Annotated in this window: 7 protein-coding genes; 1 reads left to right on the top strand and 6 read right to left on the bottom strand. The window is 58.3% G+C overall.

The annotated features are described in order from the left end of the window. Positions 1 to 69: 69 nt before the first annotated feature. From VEH04_01900 to VEH04_01875, 6 genes are all read right to left on the bottom strand, one after another. Positions 70 to 1,743, bottom strand: a complete 1,674-nt coding sequence (locus VEH04_01900) for a ribulokinase (GenBank protein ID HYG21505.1) — start codon at positions 1,741 to 1,743, stop codon at positions 70 to 72. A 14-nt stretch (positions 1,744 to 1,757) separates the two neighbouring features. Further along, the gene (locus VEH04_01895) at positions 1,758 to 3,797 is read right to left on the bottom strand and encodes an alpha-L-arabinofuranosidase C-terminal domain-containing protein (GenBank protein HYG21504.1); all 2,040 of its coding nucleotides are present in this window, start codon (positions 3,795 to 3,797) and stop codon (positions 1,758 to 1,760) included. Between the two features lie 7 nt (positions 3,798 to 3,804). Further along, entirely contained in the window at positions 3,805 to 6,213 is a 2,409-nt protein-coding gene (locus VEH04_01890; protein HYG21503.1) for an alpha-L-arabinofuranosidase C-terminal domain-containing protein, read from the bottom strand. Positions 6,214 to 6,286: 73 nt separating this feature from the next. Further along, positions 6,287 to 7,798: an L-arabinose isomerase gene (gene araA, locus VEH04_01885; GenBank protein HYG21502.1), complete on the bottom strand. Its 1,512-nt coding sequence runs from the start codon at positions 7,796 to 7,798 to the stop codon at positions 6,287 to 6,289. Between the two features lie 32 nt (positions 7,799 to 7,830). Continuing rightward, positions 7,831 to 9,033 carry an ROK family transcriptional regulator gene (locus tag VEH04_01880; GenBank protein ID HYG21501.1) on the bottom strand — a complete coding sequence of 401 codons (1,203 nt, stop codon included), beginning with the start codon at positions 9,031 to 9,033 and terminating at the stop codon, positions 7,831 to 7,833. Positions 9,034 to 9,506: 473 nt separating this feature from the next. Further along, positions 9,507 to 10,064: a VPDSG-CTERM sorting domain-containing protein gene (locus tag VEH04_01875; GenBank protein ID HYG21500.1), complete on the bottom strand. Its 558-nt coding sequence runs from the start codon at positions 10,062 to 10,064 to the stop codon at positions 9,507 to 9,509. Positions 10,065 to 10,898: 834 nt separating this feature from the next. Between VEH04_01875 and VEH04_01870 the strand changes: the two genes are divergently transcribed. Next, complete coding sequence (locus tag VEH04_01870) at positions 10,899 to 14,051, top strand: autotransporter-associated beta strand repeat-containing protein (protein ID HYG21499.1); 3,153 nt, start codon at positions 10,899 to 10,901, stop codon at positions 14,049 to 14,051. The last annotated feature ends 337 nt before the right edge of the window (positions 14,052 to 14,388 follow it).

Raw genomic sequence — 14,388 nt, 5'->3', positions numbered from 1 at the left:
AAAGAAGCAAAGGCATTTCTGAGAGTCTTCATTTCGTGTGTTTCGTGTGTTTCGTGGTTATTCCTGCCTTCATTTTCTCGCGCGGTTGCGGATTTCGATGAGGTCCTTCATCACGTTGTAAAGATTTCCGTTCCAATCCTTCGTTCCAAATGCGTCGTGAATCTGGCGGTAAAGTTTGTAGAGGTCCTTGTATACCGCGTGCGCTTTTGCGTTCGGCTTGTAAACCGTCGCTTTCAATCCAGTCATCTTCTTCTGCGCGGTTGCAAAGTTGGGATACACTCCGGCCGCCACCGCAGCAGCAACCGCAGACCCCAACGCGCAGGTTTGCGCAGAACGGCTGATCTTCATCGGACGCCCCGTCACATCGGCGTAAATCTGCATCACGACGGGGTTTTTCTCCGCGATCCCCCCGCAGTTCAGCACTTGCTTGATCTGCACGCCATATTCCTCAAAACGATTGATGATCGTCAGCGCGCCGAACGCGGTCGCTTCAATCAACGCGCGGTAAATCTCCGCAGGGGTCGTGTAAAGCGTCTGGCCGAGCATCAATCCAGTCAGGCGTTGATCGACGAGAATCGTTCGATTGCCGTTATTCCAATCGAGCGCCAGCAAACCGGATTCGCCTGGCTTCAGCTTCGCCGCCTCCGCCGTGAGCGCCTCGTGGGTTCCAGCTTTGCCCCGAGGCTGGATGTAATTCACAAACCAGTTGAAGATGTCGCCCACGGCAGATTGTCCTGCTTCCAGTCCGAAGTGCGCGGGCAATACGCTGCCGTCGACGATCCCGCACAGGCCGGGGACATCGGCGAGTTTGGACTGGTTGGGAGCGACCGTGATGTCGCAGGTGCTGGTCCCAATGATTTTGACGAGCGAACCTTCCGTTACACCCGAGCCGATAGCGCCGAGGTGCGCGTCGAAGGCTCCCACCGCGACGGGAATTCCTGGCTTCAAACCTGTGCGTTTCGCCCAATCGGCCGTTAGCCCGCCGACGGCTTTCTCGACCGTATAAACGCGCGTCGTCAGGCGTTCGCGCAACGCCGCGAGTTTTGGATCCAGTTTCGCGAGGAATTCCTGGTCGGGATATCCGCCCCACTTGGCGTTCCACATCGCCTTGTGTCCCGCAGCACAGACGCCCGCGATGAATTTGTCGGGATGCAAAGTTCCCGTAAGGGCGGCCGGAACGAAGTCGGAGAGTTCCACCCACGAATGCGCCGCGTTGAAGACCTTGGGCGCGACGCGCAGGCATTTCAGTATTTTGCTCCAGAACCATTCGCTCGAGTAAGTGCCGCCGCATTTCGCGAGAAACTCAGGCCGCATTTCCTTCGCAAGGGACGTAATTTCCGCGGCTTCGTGAACGCTTGTGTGATCCTTCCAAAGCCACGCCATTGCAGCGGGTTCGTTTTCAAACTTCTTTTGAAATACCAGCGGCTGGCCTTCGGAATCAACGGGCAGGGGAGTGCTGCCGGTTGTGTCGACCCCAATGCCGGCGACCTGTTCCGCATTGAAGCCCCGCACGCTTTTCTTTGCCGTCGCGAGCGCCTGCCGGATGGTTACCTCGGCGCCTTTCACGTAATCAGCGGGATGCTGGCGCGCGAGGTTGGGATCGCGGCTGAGGACTACGCCCTGTGTGCCGTGTGCGTAAGTCCAGACCGCCGCGGCGACTTCCGCGCCGCTGGCGACATTGACGATGAGGGCGCGAACTGAGTTCGTGCCGTAATCAAGACCGATCGTGTATTTGGGGCTCATGTAAGTGGTGGATGTTATTGCTGCGTCACCCTGGCAGGAATCCGCAGAACGGAAACGGAGCGGGGCGGAAAGGAATGGCTGAATGTCGGCGAGAACACATCCAGCTTGTCCTCCACAGGCGCAACTTTCTCCGGATGGGCAAAGGTGTTCTCGTCTGTTAATCGGCTGGAAGTCAGCAGCGTGAGTTTTCCTGTGGCAACCATGTCAGCGCCATTGATTTCGACCATTGCATCCACCGCGTTCGTGGTTGCGTTGACGACCTTCAGGATCACTTCGTCGGTGGTCATGTCGCGCGTCGCGCTGGCGTAAAAGCGTTCCTCGCGGGCAGTGCTCGATTTGATCGGCAGGACCATGTCGCCGCGATTCCGGCTGAAGAGTTTCTGGACGTGGTAACTCGGCGTGGCAAGGACGTTCAGGTTGTCCACGTAGATCAAGTCAGGGCGCCATTGCCAGGCATCCACGTGCGCGAACAGCGGCGCGTAAGCCGCCATGCGCACCACGTCAGCATTGCGCTCGAAGCCCGTCATCACGGCGGCTTCGGACAACGCCGCTTCGAGATTGCTCGCGCGTTCCCGGGTGTGCGATGCGTATTCACCCGCAAACACTTCAGGCCCGAGGCGATCGTAGTCATCGTATCGATACGCATTGCTGAAGAACCAATCCGGCGGACGATAGAAATGTTCGTCCACGATATCCGCCTTCAGTTCGCGCAGCTTGCCCCACAGGAAATTAAAGCGCTCACCTGCGGGATCAGGACCCGCGGCCGCGATGAGTTGAACTTCGGGATGTTTCGCCTTCAAGACTTCCGCGAAACGGCCGTAGCGCTCGATGTATTGCGGCCCCCATTGCTCGTTTCCAATGCCAAGCAGTTTCATGTGAAACGGCTCGGGATGTCCCATCTTCGCCCGCAATGCTCCCCAGCGCGTGCTGGCGGGGCCGTTCGCAAATTCAATCAGGTCCAGCGCGTCCTGAATGTAAGGATCCAATTCGTTGAGCGGCACCAGTTCGCTGGAGTTGAACTGGCACGCCATGCCGCAATTCAGAATCGGCATGGGCTCTGCGCCAATATCCTCGGCAAGCTGAAAGTATTCAAAGAAGCCCAGCCCGAAGCTCTGATAATAGTCCGCCGCGCCACGGCCGCGTCTTGCAAATTCATCATTCCAACGATTGATGATCGGAACACGTTCGGCAATGTGGCCGACTGTGTTCTTCCATTGATAACGATTGGTGAGATAGCGTCCCTCCACAATGCAGCCGCCAGGGAATCGGAGAAATCCGGGTTCCAAGTCGGCGAGCATCTGCACCATATCTGCGCGCAATCCACCTGGGCGGTTCTTCCAGGTGTTGCGCGGGAAGAGCGAGATCATGTCGAGGTCGACGGATCCTGATCCTTCCACGATCACGGCGAGCCGTGCGTGCGGCTGTGTCGCGGAAGCACGGAGTTGTGCAGTGTGCCTTTTCCAATCGCGCCCGATGCCGCGGATGCGCGCCGTCCCCAGCGAATGGCCGTTGGTATTGATGAGCTCGATGCGCAATGCAGGCCGGCGTCCGCGCGCGCGCGCATCAACTGAAAAGACATACGTCTCACCCTTGCGCACACCGATTCCGCGAAAACCTTCATTCAGCAGCGTGGCGCCCACTGGCACCTGGATGAAGTTGGGCTGGGCGGAACTCGCGGGGCGCGATGTATCGATGCTCACGGTGTTCGGCGGCGCGAGGATTCGCCAGCCCATGTAAGGATCGGGAAATTCGAACGAACGATTCTTCACCAGTTCGGCATACAAACCGCCGTCCGCGCCGAAGTTGATGTCCTCGAAGAAAACTCCCCACATGGCGCTGTTGATGCGCGCGCCGGGCTTGTCAAACTGAACCGAGAGGGTGGCCGTTTCCGCCGCAAGAACTCCGCTGGCGACCGTTGCAAGCAGGCAATGAAGCGCCATTTTGCCAGCGCGGCCCAATGCGGTCCAGGTGTGGAGAACTGATGATGCGGCAGCCGCGGAAAAGTGCGCCACGGGCTTTCTGAAGTTCAGGAACTGTGAATGCATAATGTTCATGCTGATTTCATTTCTGAGTGGCAATGCGGAGTACAGTAAAGGAGTTTCCCGGAAAACTGCGTGTGAACTTTGCGCCCGCGAGCGTCACGTCTTCGCTCTTGGGCGAAACTTTGCGCGGTTCCTGGATTGAGTTCTCATCAGCTGGACTCGCGGACGTCAGAACGATCGCTTTCGCGGCCCCTGTCAAGGCGCCCGCGCCTTGCAGATCGATTGTGGTTTCAACCGGACCCGCATCCGTGTTGACGACCTTGACAATCACATCGCCCGACCTGCGATCCCGGGTTGCGCTCGCGTAAATGGCTTTCGTCGGCAACGCAGCGCGGCGCACGTCGTGGATCAAATCGCCGTTGAGCCAGCAGCGAACACGCGGTCCCGCAACCTCCACCTTGAGATCGTACCAGGTTCCTTCCGTCACGCTCCCGCGGCGCGGGTTGGTGGTTGCGTCCAACTCAACGGCATGCTGCGTGTTCTCCCAACCGCCAACATTCCACCACGTGCGATCTTCATCATCCTGAATATGGAAAAGAACGAGGAACCCTTCGCGTCCGCCCAACTTTCGCGCCTTGGCCTCAATGGTGTAATCCTTCCAGGACTTGTCGCCAAACAACGCGCGGACGAACGGCTTCTCTGCGGATTGCCGCAGGGCGCCGCTCTCAATCTTCCATTCGCCATCGCCGAAGAATTTCCAGCCGTTGGTTCCCTTGCTGAAATCTGACGTGAATAACACGTCGCCCGACGGCGAGGCCACCCGAACATCTTTGAATTCCGCCTGCGTGTTCCATGTTCCGAATCCAATCGCGCCGCGCGGCGCCGGCCGTTCGAGTTCATCGCTCTGCACCTGGATTGGCAGCGTGACGTCGCCGCGGTTCAAAGCAAACATTTGTTGCACGTAATATCCGGGCAAGCCGTACCAGCCTGAGCTGTCGAAATTGATGAGGTCGGGGTTCCATGCGCGATGATTCAAGTTCACGAACAGCGGCGCGTAGGCAGCCATCGCCACCACGTCCGAATTCCTTTCCATTCCCGTCATGAAAGCCGCCTCGCCCAGCGCTGCCCGCAGATGGCCTTTGCCCGCGTTTTTCGTCACCGCGTATTCGCCGACAAATACCTTCGGCCCTTTGCGATCGTAGGAATCGTATTGCGTGGCGCGCCGCATGAAAGCTTCGGGCGATTCATTATAATGCTCGTCGACGATTTCAGGCATTGGGTTGGTGGGAAAACCGCCGGCCCAATGGTTCGCAATGAGAATGACCTCAGGATGTTTCTGGCGGATGGCATGAACAAACAGCGGCCAGCGCTCCGCGTAATCGCGCCCTCCGTTTTCGTTGCCGATTTCCAGGTAACGCAGGTTGAACGGATTGGGATGGCCGTTGCGCGCGCGAAGCGAACCCCACACAGAATTGGTCGGGCCGTTCGCATATTCAATCGCATCGAGCGCGTCCTGCACCCACCGATCCATGCGTCCCATCGGGACGGATTCGCGATGCGACATTCCCGCGTTGATGCAGAAGAGCGGTTCCGCGTCGAGATCCTCGGCAAGCTGCAGGTACTCGTGGTACCCCAAACCATGCGTCGCGTGATAACCCCAGATGTTGAAGAGCGGTTTGCGCAGGTCGATCGCTCCAACAGTGTCCTTCCATTGATACGCCCGCGACATGACTTCGCCCTCGACCCAGCATCCGCCCGGAAAACGCAGGAACGCAGGCCGCAGTGCGTCGATGGATTCCGCAAGGTCCACGCGAAGTCCGTGATCCTTCCATGTCTTGGCAGGCAGCAACGAAACCATGTCGAGGAATACCGTTCCTGTTCCAACCACTTCAACCTGCAAGTGACCTTTTGGATCTGACTTCGAAGGCGTTAGCGACAGGGTGTGATATTTCCAGTCTGCCGACAGCGCCCTGATCTCGCGGGAGGCGATTGCATTTCCCGACGCGTCGCAGAGCCGAACCTGAATGGTGCCGCGGAATCCGTCTGCAGAGCGTGCAGCGACTTTGAAATCGTAACGGTCGCCCGCCACGAAATTCATTCCCCAATATCCGCCGTTCTCCAGCGAGCAAAGGCCGTCCGTCTTTACGCGAAGGCTGTGCGGGTTGAAGAGATTGAGCGGGCGCGTGTCGTCGATGGCGGCGCTGCTCCCGCCCCGCGGAATGATTTTCCAGTTTTCCGGATGATCCGCGTCTTCGAACGAACGATTGCGCACAAGTTCCGGATACAACCCGCCATCGGCTGAGAGGTTGATGTCTTCGAAGAAGATTCCCCACAACAACGGCGAGATCGCATGGCCCGGTTTGTCGACGCTGACCGTGATTGTTGCCGGCGCAGCCGAAGCACACGCCGCTGCGAGGAACAGGCTTGCGGCGGCGAGGCATGGAGCGCGGCGTGCACGCCGCTTCAGCGAAATCAGGGCAGCAAACATAGAGTTATTATGCGCGACTAAACCGGGCAACGGCTGCTGAGTCGTTCCGAGTGGCGGTCGGATCCAGTATGGCTTACACCGTCCAGCCTCGATTCAACGCGTAGAACACTTCGTTCCAGTGCAGCTCTTTTTTGAAGTCTGAGACCGTCGTCTTCTCGCCGATGAGGAGGAATTCCAATCCCGCCATCTCCGCGAAGTCCTCGAGATGCTCCCGCGTGAGCGCCTGGCTGAAACCCGTGTGATGCGCTCCGCCCGCATGGATCCAGCACGCACACGCGTCTTCAAAGTTCGGTTTGCATTTCCAGACGGCCTGCGCGACAGGAAGTTTCGGCATCGGTTGTTCCGGCTTGACCACCTCGACTTCGTTCACGAGCAACCGAAAACGGTTTCCGAAATCCATCAACGCCGCATTCAACGCCGGGCCTGCGGGTGTGTTGAACACGAGCCGCGCGGGATCCGCCTTGCCGCCGATGCCCAGCGGATGCACCTGCAACGACGCCTTGCCATCTGCGATCGAGGGACAAATCTCCAGCATGTGCGCGCCGAGAACCAGCTGGTTCACGGGATCCAGATGATATGTGTAGTCCTCCATGAACGAGGTTCCGCCCTGCATTCCTGACGCCATGACCTTCATTGCCCTCACGAGCGCGGCGGTTTTCCAATCACCTTCGCCTGCAAAACCGAAGCCGTCGTTCATCAAGCGCTGCGGCGCGAGGCCGGGCAATTGCGCGAGGCCGTGGAGATCTTCGAATGTCGTGGTGAAACCCTTGAATCCGCCTTCTGTCAGGAATCTGCGCAAGCCCAGTTCAATCTTCGCGGCTTCCCGAATTGATTTGTGCCGCTTGCCGCCTTTGCGCAGGTCTGCGGCGGCATCGAACACCGATTCATATTCGCCGATGAGTTGATCAACCTCGCTGTCGGAGGTTTCGTTGACGATTTTGACAAGGTCGCCTACGCCGTGTGTGTTGACTGAAAAACCGAACTTCAGTTGCGCGGCCACCTTGTCGCCTTCGGTGACTGCCACTTCGCGCATGTTGTCGCCGAACCGCACGAACTTCGCGCCTTGCCAATCGTTCCACGCGGCGGCTGCGCGGGCCCACGCCCCGATCTTGCCCTGGACCTTCTTATCCTGCCAGAAGCCGACCACGACCTTCCGATTCAACCGCAGGCGGCTCATGATGAAGCCGTGCTCGCGATCGCCGTGCGCGGCCTGGTTCATGTTCATGAAATCCATGTCGATTGTCGCCCATGGGATGTCGCGATTGTATTGCGTGTGCAGATGGCAGAGCGGCTTGCGCAATTGCTTGAGGCCGTTGATCCACATCTTTGAAGGCGAGAACGTATGGCACCACGTGATCAGGCCAATGCACTTCGGCGCGTTGTTTGCCGCCTGGCAGAGCTCCGTGATCGCGTCGGGCGAAACGAGGACAGGTTTGAAAACCACTTTGACAGGAATCGCCGCGGCGCTGCTGAGGCCCTTTGCGATTTCCTGCGAATGTTCCGCGACCTTCTTCAAGGTTTCGGGCCCGTAAAGGTGCTGGCTGCCGGTAATGAACCAGACTTCAAGTTGTTTCAGGTTGATCATATTGGGGGGGGGATTCGAAAAATCGTTGTTGGTTATGAGTGTGTTGTATTTGCGGTAACGGGAGCCATGTGATCGCGGCCTTCGGGCATCGGCATGATAAGCCGGTCCAATCCCGCGGCGACCAGCCCCGCGACACGGCGACGCGAAGCGGGTTCGACTTTGACGTCCCCGAAACGCGCCCAAAGCGCGCCTCGGGAAATGGCAGCGGAAAGGTAGTCCACGACAGGCGCCGCCATCTCGCTGATGGTGCCGGTAATCACCACGTGACGCAGTCCCAGGACATTGAGGGCGCCCGCCACGACGACTGCGGTGGCATCAAGGGCTGGGGCGAGCCACGGTTCGACGCCGTTTTCCGCAACGGAAGCCGTGAGGCTTTGCCATGAACGAGTGGCCTTCGGTTTGGCCGCCGCGAAACTCTGCAGCAGCCCGCGTGTTGAAACCAGCGTCTCGAGGCAACCCGTCGCGCCGCAGCCGCATCGGCGTGAATTGCCGAGCACGGGTGTGTGGCCGAGTTCACCGCTGATGGGGAGCGGGTGCGAATGCAATTTGCCGCCAATCACGACGGCGCCACCCACGCCGTCCCCAAAATCTGCGAGCAGAAAATCGTCGCCTTCGGCGGAGTCCGCCGATTGGTGCCCGAGCGCCAATGCGTGCTCCTCCTGGACGAGAATGACGGGTGCCTTCCAAACCTGGCGAATGAGGGATGGGAGATCGGCGGCCGCGGTCCAATGAAGATTCGGGGAAAAGATGACTTTGCTGGTCCGTTCATCCACGACGCCAGGAACGCTGACAATCACGCCCCAGAATTTCTTCGCCGGAAGGTTATCTGCCGTCTCACGCAGTCGCCGCGACAGATCCGCTTCTGATCCGGGCGTTTCGATCTCTGCGATCCAGGCATCTTCGCCGCAGGATCCCACGGAGGGCAGGGCGAATGTGGTCTTTTGAATGCCGAGTTGAATGGCAAGGAATCGGGCTTTTGATTGGCTGAGTCGCAGCATGCGGGCGGGTCGTCCTGCCTTGGAGCGCGCGTTGTTCCCGGCCTTCGGTTCGACTTCAACCGGAACTTCCTCAAACACGCCCATCTCAATCAATTCATCCACGATCTTGCCTGCGGTTGGCTGGCTGAGGCCCAGCGCCTTGGCGAGATCGGCCCTGGAAGCCGTGCCCATGCGACGCAGATGAACGAGGACAGCCCTCTTGTTCAACCGCCCCATGCGTGATGGCACGACGATCATAATAATTAAGAAGGTTTAAAAAGTATTAAAGGCGTCCCGACGGTCAAGCACATTGTGTAGCGCCGCTTACGAAAGCGGATGCTATTAAAAGCGGGTGGTCAAACTCGGTTTCTGCGAGTCCATCTTCCGGGCCGAAGCCCGAGGCAGGGTAGGGGCAGGCATCTTGCCTGACGTAGAGGGCGTGCATCCTTGCCGCCCGGAAAAAAGCGTTAAGCATGCGAGACACTCAGATCAGCCGCCACTGAATTAATCGTACCCTGCGAAAGGGTGCTGCTCCGCAGAAGCTGTTACGGAGGACGGGCTGTATCGCCGTGCTTCCAAGCTGACTGGAAGCGGGCTCAGCGCACGTTTTGGAAAGGTGAGAACTCGACCCGCGAAGTTTGCGGTTTGCGGAAAGTTCCCGAACGAGACAAAAAGAAGGGCCGGATTACTCCGGCCCTTCGGGCTGCACACTGCAGAGATGTAAACTGGAATTACGCCACAAAGCGGCGCACTGCGGCAAAGCCGGCGAGTGCGATGCTCAGCAGCATCGAAGTGGAACCTGCGTCCGGAACCGACGAGGCGCCACTGCCGACCTGGACATTGATTGTTGCGCTCGCGACCGGCGAGGTGAACAAAGTGTCGGTCAGAGAGAAGGCTTCGAGCGTAAATGCATAGGTGTCGTCTGCATTTGGGTCAAATGCACCCAGGCCAATGAGAGTAACCCAGCCGAATCCAAGATTCTGCGAATTGCCTGCAGTGGTCACCGACAGCAAAGGCGCGTTGTCGGGGAACAACAGCGGATTGAAGGTTCCGTAGCCCAGAGCATCAGAACCGGCCGTCAAACGAAAGTTATAAGCGGCGAGTCCGGGGCCGCCCGCGATGCCGATCGGATTGTTGATGTACCACGCGAAGTTCCAAGTTGAAACTCCAGGTGCGCTCTCGCCTGGGTTCGCGAAATACGTTCCGTTTCCATCATTCACCAAGTTGGGGCCGACCAGGCGCTGGTGCGCGGCAAGCCCGATTGTCAGGCCGCCCTCAGTATCCAACATCACATGATGAGTCGGGATTCCGGAACCACCGAACGAATTTGCCGGCAACGTTCCAGGAGAGCCGCTCGGCGCAGGAAGCGCTGTCGCGATAGAGGTGCTGACGAACCCTGCAGCTGCCAAGGTCAAAATCTGAAGTGCTCGGGAACTTTTATCAAATAGATGCATCGTATGAATTTGGGTTTGTTTGTTACGAGTGTTGACTTGCATGAGCAGGACTGGGGCCGTTGTGCATCTTTTTCTGTGCCAGAACCGTAAGTTGCTTGGGCTGAATGATATGGAATTAAAAATTTCCGCGACACGGATTCATAGGGACGACCGTTGCTCATCGAATGTAAATGACTCCGACAAGCGGGCCTCGGAACGACTCGCATTCGTTTTTTCGAGCCGCGAGGGTCCTTCCTTTTGATGTCTTGATCCTCCGTAGTTTTCCCCACACTGGTTTGCCGTCAACAAGCAGAAGGTGCTTCTGCAACGTTCCGTGAGCGGGTCAGATTGGCAGAATGTGACCGCAGCGATCGCGCGCAACGCTACAGTGACCTTTCGCGTCCGGGGACGCACCAACGGCGTCCACTCCCCTGCACCACGCCATTGTGGCGGATTATTTTTCGTAAGCTGCTGCTGCCGCGAAATGGGCTTCCGATGCGAACGCAAGAACCTGGTTCAGGCGGTCGTCACCGGCGCAGCGCGCGCCGCGCGCATTTAAGGATGACAGCACAGGGATTCCCTGTAATCTGCGGCATATCCATTCAATCCAAGGCGTGCGTTTTGCGCGGCTTGGTTGCAGCGACGAGAAAGTGATGCGTTAAACCTTTCATCCAACGCGTTTCAACCCCTATGAATACAACCCAGCTCAGTAGATGGTCTCCTTCCATCTCCAACATGTCGGCAGGCCATCGTTCAGCAACGTTCTTCAGAAGTTGCTGCGTCGGGATCCTGCTGGCGCTCTCGCAGGCGGCCCACGCGATTTCTCCCATTCCATTTTACGAGCCGTTTCCCCTCACTTACGCAGAAAACGGCAACCTTGGCGCCGGTGAAAGCCTCCTCAAATGGGACTTCGGCAACAGTGCCACCAGTTCGTCAGCACGAACCATCGCCCTGGCCGCGCTCGGTTATCCTGGATTGCTTACCGAAGACATCGCCAACTCCCGCGGTTTGCAATCCCGCCCCGCCGGCGCGGGTGCGAAGGATCGCGGAGCCACTCTCGAGCTGCCACCCGGCGTCGATGTTTACGCTTCGTTTTTGTTGAACGTGCAAACCACCAACGTGGTGACCTCCCGCTTCTTCGGCTTGAGCCCCTCGGGCGGCAGCGGCTCCAGTGTGAACGCCAACGGCGCACTCATCTTTCTCGATACGCAACGCCACCTGATGATCGCCAAAAATTCAACGACCCCAGCCGCGGCCATCCCGTTCAGCCTCGTCACGAACAACACCTACCTCGTCGTCCTGCGTTACAAATACAACGCAGGTTCCACCACAAACGATTCCGTTGATCTCTGGGTCAATCCGACGTCGCTCGGCAACAACGCGAGCATTCCTGCCCCGACCTTGAGCACAACCGCGAACAATGACGTCGCTGCGTTTAACAGCGTGGCGTATTTCCAGAACAACGCAGTCGCCAATGCAGGCATTGGGTCGTATTGGATTGACGAAATCCGCGTCAGCACGAACTGGGCGGATGTGACACCAACAACCTGTTCTGCGGGTGCCGTCTTCAATGTGACAGGCGGCGGCTCGATTTGCGCCGGCGCGGGTTTTCCCGTCGGCTTGTCGGGATCGGAAGTCAACGTGGATTACTGGCTTCACACCAACGGCGTTTATAGCGCGACGATTCCCGGGACTGGCGCAGCAGTGAGCTTCGGCAACCAGGACGCCAACGCCATCTACACCGTGCTCGCCAGCAATACGGTTTCGGGTTGCGTCAGTTGGATGAGCGGCAACGCAACCGTCGCGTTGCTCGCCGCGCCGAGCATTGATACCGAACCCGCCGCAATCACCGTGGCATCGGGAGGAGCGGGCACCCTTTCCTTGGCAGCGAGTGGTGATGGCCTGACGTATCAATGGCGCAAGAACGGCGTTAACCTTTCAAACGGCGGTCACTACTCCGGTGTGAACACGCCGACGCTCACAATTTATCCCGTCGATGGATCCGATGCAGCGACTGCATTGAATGGTTACGACGTCGTGGTCAGCGGCACTTGCGCTCCTGCTGCAACGTCCACCCGAGTCGGACTGACCGTGAAAGCCGTGAGCAATCTCGTTTGGTCGGGCGATGGCGCTGAAAACTTATGGGATGTCGCCACAACACCCAACTGGCTCGAAGCCGGCAATCCCGTGACGTTCAATTTTGGTGACAATGTTATTTTCGACGACACGTCGGCAAATTTGGCGGTTCAACTCGCCAGTCCGTTTCTCAGCCCCGGAAAGATCACCGTGGATACTGTGCAAGAATACATCTTCCGTCCCGGCGGCAGCATTTCAGGTCCTGGCACAACTTTGTTAAAGACGGGAACGGGCACGTTGTATCTGACCAACAATGTGAATTCGTATGGTGGAGGAACGACGATCAGCAACGGTGCAATCGCGATCAACAGCGGCCAGGCGTTGGGAACTGGCGTGGTGACACTGGCCGGCGGCAATCTGGATTCCGGCAACGCGCTCGTCACAGTCGCCAACCCGGTGGTCGTTACCGCGGACAGCACGATTCTGATTCGCAACACGTCAGGATCGGCCCTGCGCCTGGAGAACAACCTGACAGGCGTTGACGGCACTTTGACGATTTTCAACACGACCGTGTCGGGTCCGGCCGTCCAACTGGCGTACACGAATATCGTCTTCAATCGTCCGCTCGTCGTCGATAATTCAGGCGGCACGTTCCTGATCCTGAGCAGCGCCAACACTTCGGGCACGCAAACGTTTAACAACGTCATATCGGGAACCGGCCGGCTGGCGCGGAATGGCAATGGAGGCACGACCTTGCTGAATGCGGCGAATACGTATTCTGGCGGCACGACGCTTCAGAATGGAACCGTCGGGATTGGCGCAGATTCCCTGTCGACGTCGTTCCCAACCGTCGATTCTGGCGCCCTCGGCACGGGAACGATCTCCGTGGATTCGGGCGCAACGTCGACGTTGTTTGCTTCGGGCGGTGCGCGGTCGGTGGATAATCCGATTTTATTCACGGGCGCTATAGCGGGTTCACCGCTGGTGTTCAGCGGCAGCCACAATCTCACCTTCAATGGAACAGTGGACTTGGGCGCAGCCGTTCGAACGCTGCAGGTGGAGAACCCGGTCAGAGCCACACTCAATGGCGACATTTTCAACGGCGGCATTAACAAGACCGGCAGCGGGGTGCTCCATCTCAACGGACTTAACATCTTTGTGGATCAAATCACCGCCAGCGGCGGCACGCTGGGCGGCACAGGAGTGATATCTGCTCCGGTCACGATTGCGAGCGGCGCTGTGCTCGCGCCCGGCGATCCAATCGGCACAATGACCATCAACAGCGACCTGACGCTGAACGGAAACCTGCTCATCGAAGTGGATCGTTCCGCCAGTGTCTCGAACGACACGGTACAGGTTGCGGGCACGCTTTCCAATGGCGGGACAGGAACTCTCACGGTGGTGAATGTCGGGGCTGGGCTGAGTGTGGGCGACAAGTTCACGATCTTCAACCAGCCCGTTCTCAATGGCGAGACAATGACCGTCAGCGGCGGTGGGGCGACGTGGGTGAACGACCTGGCATTGGACGGCAGCATTACAGTTGCGTCCGTGGTCCCGAGTCAACCGACGTTGAACTTCAGTCGCGTTGGAAACAGCCTGCAGTTTTCGTGGACCGGAAGTTTCAAACTTCAATCGCAAACGAACAGCCTGGCGGTGGGCCTGAGTAATAACTGGGGCGATTATCCTGGCGGCAGCACGAGCGGGATCAGTGTGCCGATAAATTCGGCGCACGGCGCTGTCTTCTTCCGGCTTATTCCGGCGCCTTGATTCAAAACGCTAAATCCGGTCCCGTCCTCCAACGGGATCGGATCTCCAGGTGATGACCGTGGCGCTGCGCGGCCTCTGACGTGATTGAAAGGGGTTTAACCACGAATTAAGCGAACCACACGAAATACGGCAGGAAATTCGAACCGCTTAACTTCACAGATCTGGCGAAAAACCGTCCTTCTCCTTCTCTTCCGAGCTGCCTTTAAGATTCTCCTTCTCTTCCGAGCGTAGCCGGAGGAGAAGGCCGGGAAGAGGAGGTTCTAAACTTCTGCCACCCGGCGCTTTTTTCGTGTGGTTCGTGTGATTCGTGGTTCTCTGAAGCCTTTCAATCTGGATG

This window comes from Verrucomicrobiia bacterium, assembly GCA_035629175.1.
GTDB lineage: Bacteria > Verrucomicrobiota > Verrucomicrobiia > Limisphaerales > DASXHY01 > DASXHY01.
Note: the sequence above shows the minus strand (reverse complement) of the source record. Positions and strands in the feature narration are given on the sequence as shown.